Source organism: Paraburkholderia panacisoli (assembly GCF_008369935.1).
GTDB classification, from domain to species: Bacteria; Pseudomonadota; Gammaproteobacteria; order Burkholderiales; family Burkholderiaceae; genus Paraburkholderia; species Paraburkholderia panacisoli.
On sequence record NZ_VTUZ01000017.1, the window covers coordinates 80408 to 102410 of the forward strand.

The following is a 22003-nucleotide window of genomic DNA, read 5'->3' on the forward strand; positions in this document are numbered from 1 at the left end:
GCGAATATTTGACAAATATTCGTGCGACGCATAAATTGCATTTATTCGTCTCACAGATAATCCGCCATGCTCCACCTCCTCGCCACACCGGATCAGATGGCCCAGCTGCTCGCCGCCAGCCGGCGGCAAGCCGGCCTTACGCAGGCCGAGGCCGCGGCGCGGATCGGCGTCAGCCAGAGCCGCATTTCCGCACTGGAAACCGATGCCGAGTCCCTCACGCTCGCCCAGCTGCTGGCGCTGTGTGGCATCTACGGCCTGCAGTTGCAATTGCGCGACAGGAGCCAGCCGGCGCCCGAGCCGGCATCCGGCGTCGAGTGGTGATCATGGCGCGGCAAACCCATTCACGGGCGCTTTCGGTATGGGCCAACGGTGAACGCGTCGGCGTCTGGCGCCTGCCCGCGCGCGGCCCGATGGAATTCGCCTACGATCCCACGTGGGTCGCGTCGCCCGCGGGCCGGCCGCTGTCGCTGTCGCTGCCGTTCACGCCGGGCAACATGGCGCACAAAGGGCCGCGCGTGCTCAACTATTTCGACAACCTGCTGCCCGACAGCGAGGCGATCAGAAAGCGCATTGCCCAGCGTTACCAGACCGAAACGCTCGATGCGTTCGACCTGCTGCAAGCCATCGGCCGCGATTGCGTGGGCGCTGTCCAGTTGCTCGCGGAAGACGACGCACCGGCCGGCGTCGACCGGATCGAGGGGACGCCGCTTTCGGACACCGAGATCGAAGCCCTGCTGGCGCGCACGGTCAGCAGTCCCGCGCTCGGCGCACGCGACGAGAGCGACGACTTCCGCATCTCGCTCGCCGGCGCGCAGGAGAAAACCGCGCTGCTATGGCACGACGGCAAATGGCAGCGGCCGCATGGCGCCACGCCCACCACGCATATTTTCAAGCTGCCGCTCGGTCTCGTCGGCAACAAGCTCGCCGATCTCAGCACTTCGGTCGAAAACGAGTGGCTGTGCCTGCGCATTCTGCGCGCCTATGGCTTGCCGGTGGCGAACACGGAGATCGTGACGTTCGGCAAGCAGCGCGTGTTGAGCGTGGAGCGCTTCGACCGGCAAATGCATTCGAGCGGGCAATGGCTGTTGCGCCTGCCGCAGGAAGACTTCTGCCAGGTGTACGGCGTGCCGTCGCATCGCAAATACGAAAACGAAGGCGGCCCCGGCGTGCTCGACCTCGCGCGGATTCTCCAGCAGTCGGTCGCGGCGCGGCAGGATATCGAAACGCTGCTGGCCAGCCAGATCCTGTTCTGGATGCTGGCGGCGCCGGACGGCCACGCGAAGAATTTCAGCATCCGCCTGCTGGCGGGCGGCCAGTTCCGACTGACGCCGCTTTACGACGTGATGTCGATCTGGCCGGTGGAGGGCAACGGCCCCAATCAATGGTCATGGTTCAAGGCCAGACTCGCGATGGGTATGTGGTCGCGCAGCAAGCACGATGCGTTTCGCGACGTGCAACGGCGCCACTTCAACACGATGGCGCTGAAATGCTCATATGGCGCGCACGCCGAGCCGCTGATCCAGCGGCTGATCGATGCGACGCCCGACGTGATCGCGCGGGTCTCGGCGGAATTGCCCGAGCGCTTTCCGGGCAAGGTCGCCGAGCGGATTTTCAAAGGACTGCAAAGCTCGGCGGCCAGGCTCGAAGAAATGCCGGCGGCGTAGGCTCATGTAGGCGGCGGCGCGCGGCGCACGCGGACGATCCGGCGCCGCGAGCCACGCCGGCCATCCAGCGCCGCACCCGCCGAACGCATTTCCTTACAGATATTCACCGTTTCACCGGTAAAATAGCTTCTATGCCAAACAGATAAAAATCGATCGAATGTCGGTTGTTCTCTTGCACTCGTCGCCCCAGCGGCGGTCCTACAAAAATACAAATCGCGAAAATTATTACGGTACATTTGCGGTCCCCCAGCAAAGCCGGTCGACCTGCATCGACGATGCATGCTCGGGCTGCGCGTGCCGTATCGCACTCCCCCAGCACACTTTAAGACGGCGGATTCTCACGCAGTATGGCCAACGAAACGAACTCACCTGACTCAATCGCAGTTGCCGAGCGCGTGCGCGAGTTGATGAGCCGGCACGGAATCGGCAAGCGCCAGCAAACTACGGAGCTTTGCCGCATCCTCGAGCTGAGTTTTTCACAGGGGCACCGCAAGCTGCGCGGCAACAGCCCGTGGACGCTGTCACAGATCAAGAAAGTCGCCGAGGTATTCGGCGAACCCGCCGCCCAGCTGTTCGGCGCGCAATCGCTCGATCCAGGCATGGTCGGCGCGATCGCCCAGGAAGCCGTGTTCTGCATCGGCGCGGTCGAACTGGCGTGCACCGCCTGGATCGGCGCCGCGCTCGAACCGGGCAGCCGCCCGGAATTCGTCGCGTATTCGAAGCTGGGCCAGTGGCGCGTGGCGCGTCACGACGGCACGCTCTACCAGAGCGCGTACGAGGTCCACAAGATCGAGATCTATCCGCGCCGCGCCGAGACCGACAAGCCGACCATCGCCGTGGTCGACGACGATCAGGCGAGCGCCGACAACCTGCGCGACTATCTGGAGCGCAGCGGTTTCGCGGCGGTGGCGATCTATGGCCTCGCGGGTTTCGCGGAACAACTGCAAACCCAGGTGTTCGACGGCGTCGTGATCGATTGGCTGTTCGGCGCGCAGACTTCGGCGGCCGCCATTCAGGCGGTGCGCGCATCGGAGAATCCGGACGCGCCGATTTTCGTGCTGACCGGCGAATTGCTGACCGGCAAGGCCAGCGAATCGGAGATCAGCCAGGTGATCCGCGATTACGATGTCGCGTGCTATGAAAAGCCCGCGCGCATGGCGATCCTGGTCGCCGATCTGTCCAAAAGGCTGAACCGGCCGTAACACCGGTCACTACAGCGGCGCTCAAGGCCGCGCTGAAGGTGCGTGCTCAGGTTGATGCCCACTTTCACTCCCGCACTCCGCGCTTCACAAGTACAAAACGCACCAGACGCACCGCTCGCACCTCGCGCGCCAGGCATCACACCGTATGCCGCGAAGCCAGCGCCCGCTGCAACGCGCTGCGCAAATCCTCGTAATGTACCGGCTTTAACAACGCGTCGAAGAACGGCTGCGAGCCGTGCGCGTCCCCGCTATTGCCCGCCGTACCTTCATCCGGCACATAAGCGCTGACCACGATCACCGGCACCCCCGACGACGGCTCGCCGCGGCGCGCGAAATCCGCGAGGAACGTATAGCCGTCACGCTCCGGCATATGTAGATCGAGCAGCACCACGTCGCAGCGGCCCGTGTCGAGCCACGCGAGCGCGGCGTCGGCAGTGGCGACGGCGTGAGCGTCGAACCCCATGTGCACGACCATTTCGCAGAGTGATTCGCGAATCAGCCGGTTGTCGTCGACGATCAGCACGCACGGCCGCGCGCCGCCGGGCTCGGCTTGCGCCGCCACGCCGGCTGGCCGCGCGGCTGCGACCGGCGTGACCGGGATCGTCACGGTGAAGGTGGTGCCCTCGCCCAGCGTGCTCGCCACGCCGACCGTACCGCCGAACAGTTTCACCAGCCCCTGCACGATGGCGAGCCCCATTCCCGCGCCTTCGAAGCGGCGCGTACGCGACGCGTCCAGTTGCGTGAACTCCTGGAAGATCAGCGGAATCTGCGCCTGCGGCACACCCGGCCCGGTATCGCTGACGACGAAAAGCAGCACTGCCAGCTGCTGCCGCAATTGCACCCGCACCGTGCCGGTCTCGGTGTAGCGGATCGCGTTGGTGACGAGGTTGTTGACGATCTGGCGAATCCGGTGCGGATCGGAATCGACCAGACCGCTCATGCCGCTCGCGTCGCTTTCGAGCATCAGCCCGCGCGCGGCGGCCGACATCGCGTGTTCGTCGACGATCGACACGAGCAGCTCGCGCGGCTCGAAATGCTCGTAGCGCAACTCGAGCTTGCCGGCGCCGAGACGCGCGTAGTCGGTGAGGTCTTTCATCTGCGCTTCCAGATGCCGCGCCGCGGTTTCGAGCCGCTGGATCACCTTGCGGTCGGCCTCGGAGTGATAGTTGAAGCCCAGCAATTCGATCGACGACACGATCGCATGCAGCGGCGTGCGCAGCTCATGGCTGATCATGCCGAGAAACGCGTCCTTGGCGAGACTCGCCTCGCGCGCGGCCAGGCTCGCCTGGTGTTCGGCGGCGAGCGCCGCGTGTTGCTGGTGCATCAGACGCGTGCGGCGCCGGCCGTTGAGCACCAGCAGCAGCGTCGCCGCCGCCGACAGCAACAGCAGCAGCAGGCCGCCCGCAAACAGCATGCGCCGCTTGTCGATGAAGTCGCGGTTCATCGCCTCGCGGTCGGCGACATCGGCGAAGCGGCGGCTCAGCGCCAGATCGTTGATTTCGTTCCAGTGCTCGCGCATGCGCGCGACGATCTGACTCGCGCGAGCGTGGTCCTGCGGCAATGCGTCGACCTCGGGTTGAATGTCAGCCAGCAAATGATCGATCGAGTGGATTTCGTCCAGTTGCCGTTGCAGCAACGCCAGCTGCGTGGTCAGCCGGTGCGTCGAGCCGGCCATCACGTGCAGCTTCGATTGCAGCAACTCGAAGCGCAGCATCAGCCGCTGATAGTCGTCGTCCACGCCCGACTGATACAGCAGCAGCTGGTTTTCAAAGTGCGCGTAGGCGATCTGCAACTGCGCGGCGTCCCAGTAGAAGCCGTCGTAGGTGCCGGTCAACTGCTCGGTGGCGCGCGGGTTGAGCAGGTTCGCGTACAGCAGATAGCCGATCGCGCCGGCCGGCGCCGCGAGCGCGGTCAGCCAGATCAGCACGTAGAAGACGCGGCGCCACGGACGGCGCGCTATTTGACGATGAGGGCCTTGATCTGCCATACGAATTTCGAATCGCCCAACGCGCCCGTCAGTTCATCGGGGTACGCGTCGCGCGGGTAGATAAGGAACAGCGGCCCGAAATCGCTGATCTTCAGACGCTGGCCGTTCATGCTGTACGCGACGACCACGTCGTAGCGGTCGCAGTCCGACACGGGCACGGTGTAGGTGTAGTCGTCGAGCGTGCGGAACTCGACCTGGGTGCCATAGGCGCCGACGGTCTTCAGGATATCTGCGAGCAGCGGTCCTGTGAAGGTGGAGCGCGGCGTCCACGTGGTCGCGGTCGTGATCGAATGGACCGGCAGCGCGAGCAGTTGAGCCTCGGTGAAGTGATAGGCATGGTGTGAAGCATCGTTGGTCTTGCCGATCTTGCCCTCGACGTCGAGTTCCAGCGTCGAAGCCGCCGGCTGGGCCTGCGCACCCCATGCGCCCAGTGCGAGGAGCACGCCCATCGCCCAGCGTGCGCGCCTGGATGCGCTGTTTCTGTCATGCCGCAATGCAATCACCGTGGTCACCTGTTTTTATCTGTTGTGTTATCTGTAATTTTTTTGCTGGAGGGGTCGCGCACTGCGCCGAGGCAGTCCGTCGCCGCTCCTGTATCGATTCGTTGCCCGCGAAGGCGCCGCCGGCACGCCATGCCCGACGGTGATGCGCGTCACCCCGACACGCGATCTTTGAACCGCATGCATAATATCGCCAAAAATTCTTTGCCTCAAAGCAGCACTGCCGCCACTTCGCCGCCGGGCCGGTCACCGAGCCGGGCCGCGACTGGAAAAGACACCCGCCCTACGCGCGCCACGCGGCGCCACCAGAGCCATGATCAAGCCGGTTTTGCCCCTCACGTATGAACAGCTCGATCACTGGATCGAATCGCTGCAACCCACGTTGCTGGCGGAGCGCTTCACCATGGCGATCGGTATTCTGCGCGGCGGTGCGCCGCTCGCGCTGATGGTGTCGCATGCGGTCGGCACGCCGGTCGCGTTTCTGCGCTATGAGCGCCAGTCGCGCGCGGTCGCGTGGGATTCGACGCTGCCGGTTCCGCCCGCGGGTTCGAAGGTGCTGCTGTGCGAGGACATTGCGGGGCGCGGCTTCACGCTGACCGACTGCATCGCGTTCCTGCGTCAGCAGGGACTCGATGTCAGGACGCTGACCGGCGCGGTGGACGACCTGAGCCGCACGCAACCCGACTACGCGATCGATGCGCGCGGCTACTTCGCGCTGTTTCCGTGGGAGCGCCAGGCTTACACCGAGCGCTATCGCGCGGACTGGGAACGCGTCGAAACCGGCACTGCACCAGCGATGGCGGATGACCACGAATACGCCACGTATGCGATCGACCTCGACGGCATTCTGCTGCCCGACGTGCCGCTCGCTCGCTACGACGAGGATCTGGCCGCCGCGCTTGCCGAACGCGATGCGCTACTGCCGTTCGACGTGCTGCCCGGCATCGATCTGCAGCGGGTTCGCACGATCATCACCGGCCGCCCGGAGCTGGATCGCGCGCGCACCGAGGCATGGCTCGCGCGGCATGGCTTCGGTCATATGCAACTGGTGATGCGCACGCCCGACGCGCACGACGAGAGTCCCGCCGGCGCCGCCGCGCACAAGGCCACGGCGGCGTTGCGCGGCGGGGTCACGCACTTTGTCGAGAGCGATCCGGTGCAGGCTCTGCTGATCGCGCAGCAGGCGCCGCTGTTGCGCGTGATCTGGTGGGATGCGCTTACGCGCACCGGGATGCTGGTGGGTGCGCGGGCGTGGAGTTGATCGAGTGACGGGCGGGCTGAAGTTTCGGCGCGGGGTTGAGGGCGTTGGACGCCGCGCCTTCAGGTTTTAGTTTGGGCTCGGGCCGAATGACCCGCCGTGAGCAAAGCAGCCTGAACTAGCGCTCGCTCTCCCTCGCTTCCCTGCTCTCCTTCCCATCGCGCAACCCCAAATGCCGCGCCGCCCGCTGCGACGCGACGACGATCAGCTTCATCGTCGCCCGCGTTGCGCCGACGAACAGCTTGCGCGCAATGCGCTCGTCGAACGCGTCGAAGTCGATTTCGGTGAAAATCACGCACGGCGCGGCCTGACCCTTGAAGCGGTAGATCGATTCGAACAGCACGTCCCCTTCGCGGTACTCCGGGTTGCCGAACAGATCGTACTTGCCGGTGAAGCTGCGCAGCCGATGCGGTCCAAGCTGATCCTGCGCGGTCAGCGCCGAGCCTTCGCGGCCGCGAAACGACAGCACCACGATGTCCTGCTTGCGAAAGCCCAGCGACAAAGCCTGCGTGATCGCGCGCTTGGTCGCCTCGATACCGGCGTCGGCTGCGTGCGCTTCGTCGTAGACGGACAGTGCAATCTCGGAGCCGTCGAACGGACTGCCCGACGCGAGCGCGGGCGCGAGCGGCACCGATGCGCCGACCACGTCGCGCACGAAGTCGAGAATGTCACGCGGACTGCGATAGTTGGTGGTCTCCGTCAGCGTGGTCCAACCCGGCAACGCCACCGGCTCGCGCATATACAGATTCTGCAGCGGGTCTTCGAGCCACCACCACGCGGCGCCGGGGCGCAACAGCCGCTCGAGCGCGGCGACCCACGGCTGCTGGAAGTCCTGCCCTTCATCGACGATCAGCACGTCGAACTGCCAGCGCGGCTCGATCGGCGTGTCGGCGAACATCGTCTCCAGTTGCTCGAACACCTGGCCCGACTGGAACTCGGGCTTGAGGCCCGCGTCGCGCGCAATCCAGTCGCATAGCTGATGATAGTTGGCGACCTTCGCCTCGGGCGGCGCGACCCGCGCGATGTGATCGGCGAGCGGCCGGTTGAAGCACACGTATAACGGCCGCTGGCCGCGCGCCACCGCATCCCTCATCACCTGCACTGCCAGTTGCGTCTTGCCCGAGCCCGCGGTGCCGATCACGCGCAACCGGAACGGCGCGAACTCGAGCCGCCGCGCCCATGTCGCAAGTCCGCCCGCGAGGCGCGTGACGAGCGTGCCCGCCTGGCCGACCAGCGCGCTCGTGTCCGGCGTGAGCGCGAGTTCGTCGGCGAGAAAATGATGGATCTTCGACGCGCACGCAAGGCGCGGCTCGTCGGCCGGCAACGCTTCGCGGACCACCGCCGCAAGCCGGTCCTTACGCGCCGCGTCGACGATACGCGATGGATTCACGCCGGCAATCGCCGCATTCCGGACAACGTGGTCGGGGCAGTACAGCAGTTCCTCGATGAAATAGGTGCCCGCGCCGAACGCCGCGGTAAAGCGGCGATGCAAGCCTTCGATGGTGTGCGCAAGCGCGATCGCCACGTTGCGCTCGGTCTGCAGATAGACCTTGACGAGCCCCTTCGGCGTCTCGCGCAGGAAGCCGGTTTTCTGCTCGACGATCATCACGCGCCCAGCGGGACTGACGATCACGAAGTCGGCCTCGCCGAACACCGAGAAATTCTGGTTCAGCCGCGTCCAGTGGACGCCGTGATAGACCGTGTAGTCAGCGGGGAGCGCCTCCTCGAGCAACGCGAGGGTCTCGCGTTCGCGTGCCGCCGCGCCGGTGGCGGCGAGGCTCTTCCAGTCGTCGGGGACAATGCGGGCCATGCGGTGCCTCGTCGTATTCGGGTGCGGTCATTGTACGCAACGCTGGGACCCCGGCGCGCCGCGGGAATGTGCCCGGGGCGCCCCTTACGGCGCGTAAACCGCGCGCATCGTGTATCGTTGCTGGTTGAACGCCGCGCGCCGCGCGCGGCTTGCCAACCGTGAGAGAAAAAAGGATTTACCGGATGATTACGATCTGGGGACGTGCCAACTCGGTCAACGTTCAGAAAGTCTTGTGGTGCTGCGACGAGCTGGTGCTGCCATACGAGCGCATCGATGCGGGCCTGCAATTCGGCCGTAACAACGAGCCCGACTACCTCGCGATGAACCCGACCGGCAAGATCCCAACCCTGGTCGACGACGATTTCGTGCTGTGGGAGTCCAACGCCATCCTGCGTTATCTGGTGCTGCAATACGGCGAATCGGGCCTGCTGTATCCGTCCGAGCCGCAACGGCGTGCGAGCATCGACCGCTGGCTGGACTGGTCGCTGTCCACGCTGCAACCCGCCGAGCGCCCGGTGTTCTGGGCCATCGTACGCACGCCGGACGCGCAACGCGACACCGCCAAACTCGCCGCCGATCTGAGCGCGGTCAGCCTGCTCTGGCGGACGCTGGATACGCATCTGCAAGGGCGCTTCTTTCTCGAAGGCGAAATGTTCACGCTGGCCGACATCGTGATCGGCGCGTACGCGAAACGCTGGTTTGGACTGGACGGCGTGCAGCGCGCGTCGCTGCCGAATCTGGAGCGCTGGTATTCGCGCATTGCGACTCGCTCGGGGTTCAAGAAGTACGTCGATTTTCCGCTGACCTGAGTCGTTCGGTTAGCGTTTGGGTTTGGCCGCACAGGCTCGGCACGGGTTTTGTCGAGCCACTTGCCGGCCCGCTTGTCGACCTGTCATACGGCCGCGCAAGTGTCCTGCGGCCTGCCTCGCCAACGCGCACAGCCGCAACGGCAATGCGCATCTCGCATGGGCGTCGCGCGAGGCACAGCAAAAACCGCGCACCTTTATAATCGACGCATGAAGAACTCCAAGCCCACCGCGCCCGCCGCTCAGGCCACCTCCGCCCACTCCGCTGCTGCCCATGCGCCGGTGCACGTACACGGTGATTCGCAGGAAGGGGCACTGACCCTTGCGGAAGAATATTGCCGCGAACGCGGCGAGAAGCTCACACCGATTCGCCGCAAGGTGCTCGAATTGCTGCTGAATTCGGGGCGCGCGACCAAAGCGTATTCGCTGCTCGACGAGATGCGCCAGATCCATCCGGGCTCGGCGCCGCCCACGGTGTATCGCGCGCTGGACTTCCTGCTGTCGGCGGGGCTCGTGCATCGGATCGAGTCGATCAACGCGTTCACTGTGTGCCACGATCTGACGCAATGTCAGCACGGCATTCTGGTGGTCTGCCAGCAATGCGGCAGCGTCACCGAGCTGCATCAGCCGAAGCTGCGGCAGGCGCTCGTCGCGCAAATCGAAGACGCGGGCTACCGCCTTGCAAGCGATGAAATCGAACTGAAGGGACTGTGCGCCGCCTGCCAGGCAGCCGAAGCGGCGGCCAATGGCGAAGGCGGCAAAGCCGGCACGGTCGCGGCGCCACCTGTGACCACCGCGAAGTAACGCTGTCTCCGGCGGCCCGGATCGCGGGCCGCGAGGGGAGTCCGGCTGATGACCGCCGGCTTCTCAACGCTCGCGAGGCCGGATCCGCCTTCAAACGCGCGGCGCCCACGCGCCGCGAGCCCACCGCGCATCCACCACGCTCACCCTCGATCACGCAACCCGCGATCAACCCGCCGCGCGAGCGACGATCGCATCGTGCAGTAACGTCACCAGGTCATCCGGCAAAGCGGGCTTGGTCATGAAGTGCTGGAAGCCTTCGCCGATACTGCGCAAGCGATACGCGTCGTCAGTGTGGCCCGTGAGCGCCACCGCGACCGAAGGCGTCTGATCGCTGCGAATTTCGTGGTCGCGCAACCGCTGGATCAGATAGAAGCCATCCATGGCCGGCAAGTCGAGATCACAGACGACCGCGTCGGGTGACAACCGCAGCGCCGCTTCGACGCCTTCTTCCGCATCCGCCGCGGCGCAGACATGCGCGCCTTCCGCCTCGAGTAACAAGGTCAGCGATTCCCGGCTATCGGGGTCGTCTTCTACAAGCACGATCGTGGCCTGATCGAGTCTCAATGCTCCGTTCATGTTCTGTTGTTGCTCTAAAAAACCGGTTAGGCCGTCAGAGGTGGCCAATGTTTCGTTCTGCTGCTTGCCGCCGATTTGCGCGGCTGCGAGGTTGGTGTTCATGGTTCCGACTCGATTTCATGCGCCGAGTTGCAAACAGACCGAGATTGTAGAACAGGGCCCGAACGCAACGAGCGTATACGGTAACGCGCCAAATTTGCACGCCGATGAAAACCCGGCTCCCGGCGCCACAGCCCGACAGGCCTGGCAGACCCGACGCCGACTCCCGATGCCTCGCCGCAATGCGCGTGAACCCCGTTCACACGCATTGCCGTCTGGCGTCTTTTCCGTGATTCGTATGCATTTTTTTGCGCCGCCGGCGGGCGTGTTCAGCGGGCGCGGCGTGCAAATCCACATCTTTTGTAGCACGTAGCGTGCCGCGCCCGGCTGTGAGTTTGCATGACCCGATCGCACGATGGGTATTGCCACCCTTACGCGATCTTCGCGAGCATCGCGTGAGCGGAACCTGCGCAGCGCTATCATCGTGGGCGCACGAGCCGCCTCTGCGGCTTCGCTTTTTGCGTTGCCGCGCCGCGCGCGTGCCAATTGCCGACCCCAACCAGAGGCCATCCGACACCATGTCCGATCTCGACTTCGCGACGCTCGAAGCACTTCGTCATGTCAGCACCGCCACACTGACCACGCAGTTGTTCAAGCGCGGCTTGCGCAATACGTTCATGCAGGGCGTCGCGCCGCTCACTGCGCACAGCGGCGCGAATCTGGTGGGACCCGCGTTCACGTTGCGCAACATCCCGTCCCGCGAAGACATCGACGTGCTCGAACTGTTTGCGGACCCCGAGTACGCGCAGCGCAAATGCGTCGAAACGATTCCGGCCGGTCACGTGCTCGTGCAGGATTGCCGCGGCGAGCGCGGCAGCGCGTCGTTCGGTTCGATTCTTTCGCTACGTTTGCGGGTGCGCGGCGTCGCGGGCATGGTGTCCGACGGCCCGGTGCGCGACAGCACGACGATCGCCGCGCTCGGCATGCCGGTGTTTTGCGCGGGCGCGAGCGCGCCGCCCAATCTGATTCGCCACCATGCCGTGGATATCAATGTGCCGATCGGCTGTGGCGGCGTCGCCGTGTTTCCGGGCGATGTGATCGTGGGCGACGCGGACGGCGTGGTGGTGATTCCGCTCAAAATGGCCGCCGATGTCGCGCAAGCCGCCGCCGAGCAGGAAGAACTGGAGACGTTTCTCACCGAGCGGATTCGTGATGGCGCCGCATTGCCCGGCACCTATCCGCCGAACGAAACGACGAAGGCGGCTTTCGAGGCATGGAAGAAGCGCCATAAGGCGTGAGGCGATCACGCGCGTCCTGGACGTGGCGTGCAAGATTGCGAAAGGTTGAAACGAGGCAACGCGGCAAATCACGAGCGCGGCGGCCATGGAATCCGGCGAACCTCCGCGCACTACAAGGTGCGAAGCGCTTCAGTCCGCCTTAGCCGGACCAATCCCCTGAACCAGCAAAGCGACTGCATGCCGCGCGATCTCTTCCCCGCCGATGTTGCGCCGCAGAGGATCATTGCGCCACAACTTCGAGGTGGCTAGCGGCAGAAGCGTCAACCCCATCAACGTGACGAACACGAGCGCGGGCTCCAGCCCCGCATTCAGACGCCCTTCCTTCTGCCAGCGTGCGATGGCCGCCAGCGATGCCTTCTGATGCGTGTCGCCGAATCGCTCATGGATGCGCTGGCGCAGCAGGCCGCCATCGCTGATGACCTCGCGCACCCACAGCGGCGCAAACCACGGGTGCTCGCTCGCCGCTCGCACCAGCCGCTGCGTGAGTTGCGTGATCGCCGCGACGGCGTCGTCGGGATTCTCCTGGAACGGCACCCCGAGCCCCGCGCGCAATGGCGCGAAGCGTTCTTCGACGAGCACGTCGAGCAATTGGTCGCGGGTCTTGAAGTAGTAATGCATCATCGCCGGCGTAAAGCCCGCCTCGCGCGCAATCTCACCGAGCGTGGTGTCGACGATGCCCTGCCGCGCGAACAACTCCAGCGCGGCGTCGAGCAGGCGGCTGCGCTGTTCCAGCCCGCGCGCGGCCCCCGTCGGCCTGCCCGGCCGCCGTGCGGGCACGGCAGCGGCCACGCTCGTCGATCCGCCTGACGCGGCTTTCACCGGGCGTTTCGACGTAGTGTCCGCTTTGACTGCGGCCGTGCCGCGCGGCGAATTTTTCACCGTTTGGTCATCTGATGGAATCCTTGCCATTGCATTCAATTTGACGAGTGAGGCGATGTCGCATATATTAATCTCCGAATTAATTAATTTCAATGCCCGGTGCCATGGAACAATCGACTCCGACTCACCCCGCCGCCCCTGCGCCGCAGGATTCACGGGCGAATTCGCCAGCGGCAGACCATCCGCCGATCCGCCTGCTGTTTCCGGCGCTGCTGCTGGTCATGCTGCTCGCCGCGCTCGATCAGACGATCGTCTCGACCGCGCTGCCGACCATCGTCGGCGAACTCGGCGGGCTCAACAACCTGTCGTGGGTGGTGACCGCCTATCTGCTCAGCTCGACCATCGTCGTGCCGCTGTATGGCAAATTCGGCGACCTGTTCGGCCGCAAGATCGTGCTGCAGACGGCGATCGTCGTGTTCCTCGCCGGCTCCGCGCTGTGCGGGATCGCGCAGAACATGAGCCAGCTCATCGTCCTGCGCGCGCTGCAAGGACTCGGCGGCGGCGGGCTGCTGGTGGTGACGATGGCCGCGATCGCCGACGTGATCCCGCCGGCCGAACGCGGCCGCTATCAGGGCGTATTCGGCGGCGTATTCGGTCTCGCGACCGTGATCGGGCCGTTGCTCGGCGGCTTCCTCGTCGAGCACCTCACGTGGCGCTGGATTTTCTATATCAACCTGCCGCTCGGCATCATTTCGCTCGTCGTGATCGGCGCGGTGTTCAAGCCGCACGTTCGCCATGTGAAGCACACCATCGACTACATGGGCGCCGCGTTTCTCGCCGGCGCACTCACCTGCATCATCCTGTTCACGAGCCAGGGCGGCACGATCCTGCCCTGGTCGTCGCCGCAACTGTGGTTCACGCTAGGCATGGGCCTCGTCGCGATCTGGGGTTTCATTCACGAGGAACGCAGCGCGGTCGAACCGATCATGCCGCTCGAACTCTTCAAACAGCGCACGTTTTTGCTGAGCAGTCTGATCGGCTTCATCATCGGCGTGTCGCTGTTCGGCTCGGTGACGTTCATCCCGCTGTATCTGCAGGTGGTGAAAGGCTCGACGCCGTCGGAAGCCGGCATGCAGATGCTGCCGATGATGGGTGGCCTGTTCCTGATGTCGATGGTGACGGGCCGCATCATCAGCAAGATCGGCAAGTACCGGATGTTCCCGATCATGGGGACCTTGCTCGTGGCAGTTGCGATGCTGCTGCTTTCGCGTCTGCAGATCGATACGCCGATTCATATGATGTATCTCTACATGGGCATCCTGGGCTGCGGTCTCGGCATGGTGATGCAGGTGCTGATTCTCGCCGTGCAGAACACCGTCGAGTTCCGGCACATGGGCGTGGCCACTTCGGGCGCGACCTTGTTCCGTTCGATTGGCGGCTCGATCGGCGTGGCCGGCTTCGGCGCGGTGTTCTCGAACGGCCTTGCCGCGCGCCTCGAAAAGCTGATCCCGCCCGACACCGAATTGCCACATGCGCTGGGGCCCGCCGCGATCCGCCAGTTGCCCGAAGCGTTGCGCAACGACTATCTGCACGCGTTCGCCGGCGCGCTGCATACGGTCTATCTCGCGGCCGCCTGTGTCGTGGTACTGGCCTTCGTGCTCGCGTGGTTGCTGAAGGATCATCCGCTGCGCAAGCACTGATCGCTGCCGCGCTTTTTCCGGCGCTTGATGCAAGCGCTTAATGACGAGGTCGAACGCACGCGCGTCGACCTCGTGCTGTTTCTACGCCACGCCTTCGTGTATTGCACCCGCACAAAACAGTGCATTAAAAAACGGTGCATCCGCTCGTCCTGATGGCATTGGCACTGTTTCGTCCTACTTCAAAGTGTGCGGTAGCGTACACAGAATAGGGGCCAACGCACATTGACGTTCTGAGCGAAACCCCACATATTGAAAGCGACGACAACGCAAGCCTGCGCTTGCGGCTCCAAGACTCTCCGGCGCATGTGGATCGTGATTCCGCGGACAAGGCTCCTGCCTCAACACGATCCGGAACATGCCGTAATGGCATCGTTTTCCACAGGTGGGTCCACGATATGTCCACCCAGACAGCACTTGGTCATAGTTTTCCTACACTTTGCAAACGTTGCGGCGGCGCGTTGTACCGCCAGGTCAACTATTGCCCGTATTGCGGCGCGGCACATCCGCTCGACGAAAGCCCGCATAAACGCAGCGCGCTTTCCGGCAGCCGCGCCGAAGCGATGAGCCCGGCCGGGCAGCACTTCGACGACGAGCCAGACGTGCGCGGTGAAACCGACCTCACGACTCGCGCCGCGCATCCCGCCGACGCGCTTGCGCGCCAAGCGGTGCGCCCCACCTCGCTCGTGTCGACCGCTGCGCCAGTTCCACCGCCGCAGGAGTTCGACGACGACCCGCCGCCCTATCCTGCGTACAACACGGGACTGACCGCTCGCAAAGTGCTGCTCGCCATTGGGGCGGTTTTCCTGCTCGCTCTCGGGTACGCGCTGTATGTGCTGTTCAGCGACAGCAGCGATACGGAAGACAACGTCGGCGATCAGACCACTGTCGCAACTCAGGACGCCCGCTCGACGACCGGCACGATCGCGCCGTTCGCGGCACCGGCTCAACCCGACCGCCCCGTCGCCACCATCAAGCCTGCGATTTCGGACAACGCGGTAAAGGCCGCGCCGGCCGTCGCGGTCAGACCTGCAACTCCGGACAACGTCGTCAAGGCCACGCCAGTCGTTCCGGCGACGCCCGCCCCGCCGCCTGCGGTCACCGCGCCGCCGGTGATCGCCGCGCCAGCCAAACCGGCGCAGCAGTTCCGCGACGCGTCGCAAGCGTTGCAATCGGCGCGCCTCGCATTCCGCGCCAACGATCTGTCTGCCGCGCAAGCCTCGCTCGCCGCCGCGCAGTCGCTGCAGCCAGGCAACGCCGATGTGCAGAATCTCGCAGCCGATTTGCGGCCCTTGATCGCGCGCCGCGACAGCGCATTGCAGGCGGCGCAAACGTGCGTCGCGCAGCAGTCGTGGCCCTGCGCGCGCCAGCACGCGAACGAAGCGCTCGCCATCGACACCGGCAACGACACGGCGAAGCTCATCCTCGCACGCGTGATCCGCGAGACTGGCTGGGCGCCGCTCAACCCGCACGCCGGGGGCGCCGCACCGGCTCAAGGCAAGCCGCTCGCGCAAGCGCAGCCCGCCCCGGGATCGCAAGCGGTCCAGCTGCAAACGCCGTTGCCTCCAGGCATGCCGGCAAACGACCAACTCATCGCGACCGCGCCGAGCGCAACGGCCGCGGGCGGCGGTGCAAACGGCAACAGCCTCGTCGCGCACGAACGCGCGATCAAAGGCTCCGGCTGGCACCGCTCGCCGTCGATCGGCGGCAAGCTCGCCGCGAACCCCTCACCCAGCCAGTAGAAACATTGTTTGGATACCGAATTACATAGCAGCTAACGGTGCCGACCGCACACAATATTGTTCGCTCTTTGAGGGGCAACACACGGACACGGCCGTCGCGGCGCATTGAACATGACATGGCAACCGGCTCACCGGCGCTTCGTGCGCATCGCGCGCGAAGCTGTACAAACCTGACCGAAAGGTAGATAGACCATGCTGAAGAGACTTCTGGCAGGATGGCTGGGGCTGGCGCTGATGGTCGTGTCTTCGCTGGGTGGCGCGGCGGAACCGGCGCACTACAAGATCGTCACCGGGCCGGAGCGCGGCACGTATATCCAGATCGGTCAGGACCTGTCGAAATGGGTGGCGCAGCCGGTGGGGATCGATCTGGACGTGGTGGCGTCGAAGGGCTCGGCTGAGAACGTGCAGCGCATGCGCTTCGAGCCCGGCGTGAAGCTCGCGCTGGTGCAGTCCGACGTGTACCAGGCCTACATCGACATGGCTAATGCGGGCAACCCCGACGCGGGTACCACGATCCGGCCGCTGCGGCTCATCATGCCGCTCTACGACGAGGAGATCAACGTCGTGGTGCGCGCGGACTCGCCATTGAAAACCCTGACCGACATCAAGGACAAAACCATCAGCGTCGGCCTGATCGGCAGCGGCACTGCGCAGTCGGCCACGACGCTCTATCACCTGATGTTCGGCCAGTCGATTCCCGAGCAGAACGTCGTGCACCTGAGCAACGAGGACGCACTGGCCGCGCTGATCGTGAAAAAGGTGGACGTGGCGATCATCGTGGTCGGGCAGCCAGCGAAGCTGTTCAACGACATGAATCCCGAACTGCTGCAACAGATCCGCCTGCTGCGAGTCGATCCCGCCGCGCCGGAAACGGCGCGCGCCAAGCAAACCTACTTCCCCGCGACGATCCGCGCGACCAGCTATCCGACCTGGCTCAAGGAAGACGTCCCCACGCTGACCGTGAAGGCTTTTCTCGTCACCTACGATTACGGCTTGCGCGATACCGTCGGCAATCTGAATCGTTTTGCCGACTCGCTGTGCGCAAACTTCGACAATCTGCAGGAGCACGGGCATCCGAAATGGAAGCAGGTGAAGCTCGAATTGCCGACGCTCGTGCGCGGCTGGAAATACTACGGGCCGGTCGAGAAGCACTTGCGCGCGTGTCTGACGAACAGGAGCGCGGCAATGAGCGCCACGGCCGCCACGGCCGCCACGCAAGGAACACCGAAACCGCGTCCCACCTGCACCGAGCAGGAACGCCTGCTTCTGCTGTGCAAGTAGCGTCGGCTCGATAGCGGGACGCGCGCGCGTTCAGGCGCGCGCCCGCTCCTTTGCGCCTGACACGCCCGACACGGCCGACGCTTCCATCGCCCGTTGCAACGCCTCGTACACCTTCGGCCGGTTGCATTGCGATACGTTAAAGCGCAGAAAACCCGCCGCCGATTGCGACGCGCTGAACACGTTGCCCGGCGCGAACACCACGTTGTCGGCGAGCGCGTGACGCGCGACATCGGCGGCATCGAGCGAATCGGGCAGACGCGCCCACACGAAGATGCCGCCGCGCGGGCGCGTCCAGATGTCGAGGCCCGCGTAGCCCAGGCGCCTGATCGTCTCGCCCATTGCGTCGGCGAGCTTCGCGCGCATTCCTTCCACGTGGCGCCGGTAAGTGCCGTCCACCAGCATGCGGTGCACGACGCTCGCCGCGAGCTGGCCGTTGCCGAACGTCGTAGCCAGCTTCAGATCGATCAGCGGCTCGATCCATTCGGCGCGCGCGGCGATGTAGCCGCAACGCACCGCAGCGGACAAGGTCTTCGAAAAGCTGCCGATCGACACCACGCGCGCGAGCCCGTCGAACGCGGCAAGACGCGGCGCGGCTTCGTCTTCGAAGTCGGCGAAGATATCGTCCTCGACGATCAGCAGATCGTGCTCGCCCGCGAGCTTCAGCAGCCGATGCGCGACAGCCGGCGCAAGGGTCGCGCCGGTCGGATTGTGGATCGCCGAATTGGTCACGTACAAGCGCGGACGATGCTCGGTCAGCACCCGCTCGAAGGCTGCGAGATCGGGCCCGGACGGCGTGTACGGCACGCTCACGACGCGCGCGCGATGCGCGCGCAGCAGCGCCTGAAAATTGAAGTAGCACGGATCGTCGATCAGCACGGTGTCGCCCGGTTCGAGCAGGAAGCGGCACACCAGATCGAGCGCATGCGTGCCGCCGTCGGTCAGCACGATCTGCTCGGGCGGCGCCTCCACGCCATGCTGCGCAAGCCGCCACGCGAGCTGCTGGCGCAGCGCGGGCAAGCCGCCCGGGCTCGCGTAGTCGGCGAGCGGCGAATGCGGATCGCGCGCCACCGCGCGCAATGCGCGGCGCACGCCGTCTTCCGGCAGCCATGACGGCGGCATCCAGCCGCAACCGGGCTTCAGCACTTTCGCGCCGGTCTCCAGCGACTGGCGCGTGAGCCACAACGGATCGACCTCGCGGTCCAGACGCGGTCCGAGATCGGCGAGCGCGAACGGCGGCGCATGCCCCGACACGAAAAACCCGGACCCGCGCCGCGCGACGATCACCCCTTCCGCGACCAGCCTGTCGTAGGCTTCGACCACGGTCGACTTCGATACGCCGAGTGTCTCGGTCATTGCGCGAATCGACGGCACGCGGGCGCCCGGCATCAGCAAGCGGCTTGCAATGCGCTCGCGCAAGCTGTCCATCACCGTGCCGACGCGCGTGCCCGATGTAGCTCGACTGTTCTCACCTTCCGCCATCTGTACTGCTCCATGTTCCGTACAGTTCGTACAAAGTGTACTGATCTGTAGCTTACCGTTTTTGGCGGCAAAGCGGATGCTATACGTTCTATTTCATGGCCGTGGACTCTTCAGATGGACAAGACAACGAACGGCTGGCTGAGCGGCCTCGCAGGCGTATTGATTTTCAGCGGCTCGCTGCCGGCCACGCGTCTTGCCGTCCAAGGACTCGACCCAGTCTTCCTGACCGTCGCGCGCGCCACGATTGCAGGGACGCTTGGCCTGTTGCTGTTGCTGGTGTTCCGTCAGACGCGCCCCGCCCGCCGCGATGTGATTCCGCTGGTGGTGGTCGCGCTCGGCGTGGTGGTCGGCTTTCCGCTGCTGACGGCCTTGGCGCTGCGCCACGTGAGTTCCGCGCATGCGGTCGTATTCGTCGGGCTTCTGCCGCTCGCCACCGCGATCTTCGGTGTGCTGCGCGGCGGCGAGCGTCCGCAACCGGCGTTCTGGCTGTTCTCGGCGCTCGGCAGCGGCGCGGTGGTCGCATTCGCCTTGCGCCACGGCCTCGACGCATCGCCGGTCGGCGACGCGCTGATGCTGGCCGCGATCGTCGTCTGCGGGCTGGGCTATGCCGAAGGCGCGCGCCTGTCGCGGCACCTGGGCGGCTGGCAGGTGATCTCGTGGGCACTGGTGCTGTCGCTGCCGCTCATGCTGCCGCTCGCATGGTGGACCCGGCCCGCTTCGTTCGACGGAATCAGCCATGCGGCGCTGTGGGGCCTCGCCTACGTGTCGCTGTTCAGCATGCTGATCGGCTTCGTGTTCTGGTATCGCGGGCTGGCGCTCGGCGGCATCGCCGCAGTGGGACAGCTGCAGTTGCTGCAGCCGTTCTTCGGGCTGCTGCTCGCCGGCTTGCTGCTGCACGAGCAGGTGCCGCCCGCGATGATTCTGGTCACCGTCGTGGTGGTGGCCTGCGTGGCGGGCGCGCGGCGTTTCTCGCGAACCGCGCCGGTGCGGCCGGCGGTTTGAACAGAGCACAGGCGAGGTTTGCGGTTGCGCCACGCGCGCCGCTGCTGCCGCACTTACCGCGAGTTGCATGCGCGACCGACACGGGCAGCCGGTTGAATATGTCATCATCCCGATGATCGACCCACCACCGCGCCGCGACTCACAATGCCGACCGCTTTTGCTCAAACCGTAGAAGCCCGCTTTGCCGAACTCACGCCGACCTCCAAGCGCGTCGCCAGCTACATGCTCGCGAACCTCGACCGGCTCGGCCTCGAAAACGCCGATCAGATCGCGCAGCAAGCCGGCACCAGCGGCATCTCGGTCGGGCGCTTCCTGCGCAGCATCGGCTATCGGAATCTCGACGATCTCAAGCGCGAATTGCGCGGCGCGCAGGAGCGTCCGTGGCTGATCACCGACCGGCTCGACGCGTTCCGCCGCGCGGCCGGCACCGTCAGTCAAGCAGACGAAACCGCCACGCACGCCAGCGCGCCGACCGCTCATCAAGCGGCGCTCGCCCATTCGCTCGAACTCGAGACCGGCGCAATCCAGCATGTCTACCAGCTCGCGCAATCGCCGGTGTTCGCCCGCGTGGCGGAGCGCATTGCGAACGCCGACGCCGTCTACATCCTCGGCATTCAATCCACGCGCGGCATCAGCAACGCGTTCTATAGCTACCTCGAATACATCCGCCCGCGCGTGTTCTATTCCGATGGCATGTCGGGCTCATATGTCGACTCGTTGAACTCGGAATTCAAGTCGCCGTACCTGATCGTCACCGACACCCGCGCTTACTCGAAGGCGGCGCGCCGCTATTGCGAGGCCGCCGCGCGTCGCGGCCTGCCGTTCGCGCTCGTCACCGACATCTACTGTCCGTGGGCGCGCGATTTCGAGGGCGATCTGCTGCAGGTGAAGACCGACGTCGGACAGTTCTGGGATTCGCTCGCGCCGCTCACCTGCCTGTTCAATCTGCTGATCTCGGCGATCGTGGAACGGCTCGGGCCGGCAATCGACGAACGCGTCGCGCGAAACCGGCAATTGCAAAGCGAGTTCGATCAGTTCGATTTGTGAAGCGCGCCGCTTCGTTCGACGCGGAAATCGCACCACGACAACGGCAAGCGCCCATTGCGCCGATTTTTGACGCGCTTCAAATCGGCGCGCGCGGCAGCGCATAGTAATACGTCTCGTCCTATTCTCCGGCCACGACAGGAACATGTATGAGTAACACCCACCCCGCGCCGTCGCCTTCCGCAGCAATGGACGCAACCAGCGGCAGCCCGGTCGCCGCCGCGCGAATCCGCGACGCCAGTGAAGCCGATCTCCCGGCGATTCAGGCAATCTACGCGCACCATGTCCTGACCGGCGTCGCGTCGTTCGAAGAAACGCCGCCTTCCGTCGACGATCTGCGCGCGCGGCTCGCGTCGGTGCGCAGCCACGGCTTGCCGTACATGATCGCGGAAATCGATGGCCAGGTCGCCGGCTATTGCTACGCGACGCCCTACCGGCCCCGCGCCGCGTATCGCAACACGATCGAAGATTCGATCTACGTGAGCAACGCCTATCGCGGACGCGGTATCGGCCGCGTGTTGCTGCAGGCGCTGATCGAGCGCTGCGAAGCCGGGCCGTGGCGTCAGATGGTCGCCGTGATCGCCGACGGCGGCAGCGGCGGTTCGCTGTCGTTGCACCAGCAGTTGGGCTTCGAGTTGACGGGCACGTTGAAGGCGGTGGGCTTCAAGCACGGCCGCTGGCTCGACACCACGCTGATGCAGCGCACGCTAGGCCGCGGCGACTCCACCGTGCCCGACGACGTGGCCGGCGATGTGGCCGGCGATGTGGCCGATAGCGCGGCGCAGCGGCGCGGCTGAGGCACCACCGCGCTGGTGGCTCGCCTCGCCGCCGTATTGGCCACCAGGTTGGCCACCGCGTTAAAAATCCCGCGATGCCCAAGACGCCGCTCTCTCCGCCTTCGCCCGCAGGCTCCATCGAACCGGCAATCGCCACACCTCGCGACGAATACACCGTAGAGGAACTCGCCGCATGCGCGTCATGAGCATGCGTCGGCG

General features: G+C 65.3%; 19 protein-coding genes. 13 read left to right on the top strand and 6 right to left on the bottom strand.

The genetic code is table 11. The annotated features are described in order from the left end of the window. Positions 1 to 66: 66 nt before the first annotated feature. The 3 genes from FVF58_RS24570 to FVF58_RS24580 all read left to right on the top strand — a co-directional run bounded on the left by FVF58_RS24570 (position 67) and on the right by FVF58_RS24580 (position 2866). Positions 67 to 321 carry a helix-turn-helix transcriptional regulator gene (locus FVF58_RS24570; RefSeq protein WP_149672427.1) on the top strand — a complete coding sequence of 85 codons (255 nt, stop codon included), beginning with the start codon at positions 67 to 69 and terminating at the stop codon, positions 319 to 321. 2 nt (positions 322 to 323) lie between these two features. Further along, complete coding sequence (locus FVF58_RS24575; RefSeq protein WP_149672428.1) at positions 324 to 1664, top strand: type II toxin-antitoxin system HipA family toxin; 1341 nt, start codon at positions 324 to 326, stop codon at positions 1662 to 1664. 347 nt (positions 1665 to 2011) lie between these two features. Beyond that, positions 2012 to 2866 (top strand): helix-turn-helix domain-containing protein, encoded by an 855-nt coding sequence (locus FVF58_RS24580; protein ID WP_149672429.1) that lies wholly within the window; start codon positions 2012 to 2014, stop codon positions 2864 to 2866. 136 nt (positions 2867 to 3002) lie between these two features. Here FVF58_RS24580 and FVF58_RS24585 read toward each other — a convergent pair whose 3' ends face one another. Both FVF58_RS24585 and FVF58_RS24590 read right to left on the bottom strand, forming a co-directional pair. Then, positions 3003 to 4853 (bottom strand): ATP-binding response regulator, encoded by a 1851-nt coding sequence (locus FVF58_RS24585; RefSeq protein WP_149672430.1) that lies wholly within the window; start codon positions 4851 to 4853, stop codon positions 3003 to 3005. After that, entirely contained in the window at positions 4823 to 5302 is a 480-nt protein-coding gene (locus FVF58_RS24590; RefSeq protein WP_149672533.1) for a putative pterin-binding protein, read from the bottom strand. Before FVF58_RS24590 ends, FVF58_RS24585 begins: the two co-directional genes overlap by 31 nt. Positions 5303 to 5666: 364 nt before the next feature. Here FVF58_RS24590 and FVF58_RS24595 point away from each other — a divergent pair, with 364 nt between their 5' ends. Further along, positions 5667 to 6614: a phosphoribosyltransferase gene (locus tag FVF58_RS24595; protein ID WP_149672431.1), complete on the top strand. Its 948-nt coding sequence runs from the start codon at positions 5667 to 5669 to the stop codon at positions 6612 to 6614. A 115-nt stretch (positions 6615 to 6729) separates the two neighbouring features. Here FVF58_RS24595 and FVF58_RS24600 read toward each other — a convergent pair whose 3' ends face one another. Beyond that, positions 6730 to 8421: an ATP-binding domain-containing protein gene (locus FVF58_RS24600; RefSeq protein ID WP_149672432.1), complete on the bottom strand. Its 1692-nt coding sequence runs from the start codon at positions 8419 to 8421 to the stop codon at positions 6730 to 6732. 182 nt (positions 8422 to 8603) lie between these two features. Here FVF58_RS24600 and FVF58_RS24605 point away from each other — a divergent pair, with 182 nt between their 5' ends. Continuing rightward, positions 8604 to 9230 carry a glutathione S-transferase family protein gene (locus tag FVF58_RS24605; protein WP_149672433.1) on the top strand — a complete coding sequence of 209 codons (627 nt, stop codon included), beginning with the start codon at positions 8604 to 8606 and terminating at the stop codon, positions 9228 to 9230. A gap of 207 nt (positions 9231 to 9437) precedes the next feature. Beyond that, positions 9438 to 10031 carry a Fur family transcriptional regulator gene (locus FVF58_RS24610; RefSeq protein ID WP_149672434.1) on the top strand — a complete coding sequence of 198 codons (594 nt, stop codon included), beginning with the start codon at positions 9438 to 9440 and terminating at the stop codon, positions 10029 to 10031. 165 nt (positions 10032 to 10196) lie between these two features. On the opposite strand, the gene FVF58_RS24615 is transcribed toward FVF58_RS24610, so the two are convergent. Beyond that, positions 10197 to 10709: a response regulator gene (locus FVF58_RS24615; RefSeq protein WP_149672435.1), complete on the bottom strand. Its 513-nt coding sequence runs from the start codon at positions 10707 to 10709 to the stop codon at positions 10197 to 10199. Between the two features lie 515 nt (positions 10710 to 11224). On the opposite strand from FVF58_RS24615, the gene FVF58_RS24620 reads away from it, so the two are divergent. Beyond that, positions 11225 to 11944, top strand: coding sequence for a ribonuclease activity regulator RraA (locus tag FVF58_RS24620; protein WP_149672436.1), 720 nt, complete (start codon positions 11225 to 11227; stop codon positions 11942 to 11944). A gap of 129 nt (positions 11945 to 12073) precedes the next feature. Here the strand turns inward: FVF58_RS24620 and FVF58_RS24625 are convergent, their stop codons facing one another. Further along, positions 12074 to 12763 (bottom strand): TetR/AcrR family transcriptional regulator, encoded by a 690-nt coding sequence (locus tag FVF58_RS24625; RefSeq protein WP_425468965.1) that lies wholly within the window; start codon positions 12761 to 12763, stop codon positions 12074 to 12076. Positions 12764 to 12927: 164 nt separating this feature from the next. On the opposite strand from FVF58_RS24625, the gene FVF58_RS24630 reads away from it, so the two are divergent. The 3 genes from FVF58_RS24630 (at position 12928) to FVF58_RS24640 (ending at position 17483) form a co-directional block, all read left to right on the top strand. Continuing rightward, positions 12928 to 14463, top strand: coding sequence for an MDR family MFS transporter (locus FVF58_RS24630; RefSeq protein ID WP_149672438.1), 1536 nt, complete (start codon positions 12928 to 12930; stop codon positions 14461 to 14463). Positions 14464 to 14858: 395 nt separating this feature from the next. Beyond that, complete coding sequence (locus FVF58_RS24635) at positions 14859 to 16202, top strand: hypothetical protein (protein WP_149672439.1); 1344 nt, start codon at positions 14859 to 14861, stop codon at positions 16200 to 16202. A gap of 192 nt (positions 16203 to 16394) precedes the next feature. Next, positions 16395 to 17483: a TAXI family TRAP transporter solute-binding subunit gene (locus tag FVF58_RS24640; protein WP_149672440.1), complete on the top strand. Its 1089-nt coding sequence runs from the start codon at positions 16395 to 16397 to the stop codon at positions 17481 to 17483. A gap of 30 nt (positions 17484 to 17513) precedes the next feature. Here the strand turns inward: FVF58_RS24640 and FVF58_RS24645 are convergent, their stop codons facing one another. Beyond that, a complete protein-coding gene (locus tag FVF58_RS24645; protein WP_149672441.1) occupies positions 17514 to 18962 on the bottom strand; it encodes an aminotransferase-like domain-containing protein in 1449 nt (482 codons plus the stop codon). Positions 18963 to 19076: 114 nt separating this feature from the next. On the opposite strand from FVF58_RS24645, the gene FVF58_RS24650 reads away from it, so the two are divergent. The 3 genes from FVF58_RS24650 (at position 19077) to FVF58_RS24660 (ending at position 21805) form a co-directional block, all read left to right on the top strand. Continuing rightward, on the top strand, positions 19077 to 19964 hold the full coding sequence (locus FVF58_RS24650; RefSeq protein ID WP_149672442.1) for a DMT family transporter: 888 nt from the start codon (positions 19077 to 19079) through the stop codon (positions 19962 to 19964). Positions 19965 to 20108: 144 nt separating this feature from the next. Further along, the gene (gene sapR, locus FVF58_RS24655; protein WP_149672443.1) at positions 20109 to 21011 is read left to right on the top strand and encodes a sap1 transcriptional regulator SapR; all 903 of its coding nucleotides are present in this window, start codon (positions 20109 to 20111) and stop codon (positions 21009 to 21011) included. A 146-nt stretch (positions 21012 to 21157) separates the two neighbouring features. Next, on the top strand, positions 21158 to 21805 hold the full coding sequence (locus tag FVF58_RS24660) for a GNAT family N-acetyltransferase (protein WP_149672444.1): 648 nt from the start codon (positions 21158 to 21160) through the stop codon (positions 21803 to 21805). Positions 21806 to 22003 lie beyond the last annotated feature (198 nt).

Coding starts and splice junctions, on each gene's coding strand:
- FVF58_RS24570 (WP_149672427.1), top strand. CDS start 67: ATGCTCCACCTCCTCGCCACACCGGATCAGATGGCCCAGCTGCTCGCC.
- FVF58_RS24575 (WP_149672428.1), top strand. CDS start 324: ATGGCGCGGCAAACCCATTCACGGGCGCTTTCGGTATGGGCCAACGGT.
- FVF58_RS24580 (WP_149672429.1), top strand. CDS start 2,012: ATGGCCAACGAAACGAACTCACCTGACTCAATCGCAGTTGCCGAGCGC.
- FVF58_RS24585 (WP_149672430.1), bottom strand. CDS start 4,853: ATGGCAGATCAAGGCCCTCATCGTCAAATAGCGCGCCGTCCGTGGCGC.
- FVF58_RS24590 (WP_149672533.1), bottom strand. CDS start 5,302: ATGGGCGTGCTCCTCGCACTGGGCGCATGGGGTGCGCAGGCCCAGCCG.
- FVF58_RS24595 (WP_149672431.1), top strand. CDS start 5,667: ATGATCAAGCCGGTTTTGCCCCTCACGTATGAACAGCTCGATCACTGG.
- FVF58_RS24600 (WP_149672432.1), bottom strand. CDS start 8,421: ATGGCCCGCATTGTCCCCGACGACTGGAAGAGCCTCGCCGCCACCGGC.
- FVF58_RS24605 (WP_149672433.1), top strand. CDS start 8,604: ATGATTACGATCTGGGGACGTGCCAACTCGGTCAACGTTCAGAAAGTC.
- FVF58_RS24610 (WP_149672434.1), top strand. CDS start 9,438: ATGAAGAACTCCAAGCCCACCGCGCCCGCCGCTCAGGCCACCTCCGCC.
- FVF58_RS24615 (WP_149672435.1), bottom strand. CDS start 10,709: ATGAACACCAACCTCGCAGCCGCGCAAATCGGCGGCAAGCAGCAGAAC.
- FVF58_RS24620 (WP_149672436.1), top strand. CDS start 11,225: ATGTCCGATCTCGACTTCGCGACGCTCGAAGCACTTCGTCATGTCAGC.
- FVF58_RS24630 (WP_149672438.1), top strand. CDS start 12,928: ATGGAACAATCGACTCCGACTCACCCCGCCGCCCCTGCGCCGCAGGAT.
- FVF58_RS24635 (WP_149672439.1), top strand. CDS start 14,859: ATGTCCACCCAGACAGCACTTGGTCATAGTTTTCCTACACTTTGCAAA.
- FVF58_RS24640 (WP_149672440.1), top strand. CDS start 16,395: ATGCTGAAGAGACTTCTGGCAGGATGGCTGGGGCTGGCGCTGATGGTC.
- FVF58_RS24645 (WP_149672441.1), bottom strand. CDS start 18,962: ATGGCGGAAGGTGAGAACAGTCGAGCTACATCGGGCACGCGCGTCGGC.
- FVF58_RS24650 (WP_149672442.1), top strand. CDS start 19,077: ATGGACAAGACAACGAACGGCTGGCTGAGCGGCCTCGCAGGCGTATTG.
- sapR (WP_149672443.1), top strand. CDS start 20,109: ATGCCGACCGCTTTTGCTCAAACCGTAGAAGCCCGCTTTGCCGAACTC.
- FVF58_RS24660 (WP_149672444.1), top strand. CDS start 21,158: ATGAGTAACACCCACCCCGCGCCGTCGCCTTCCGCAGCAATGGACGCA.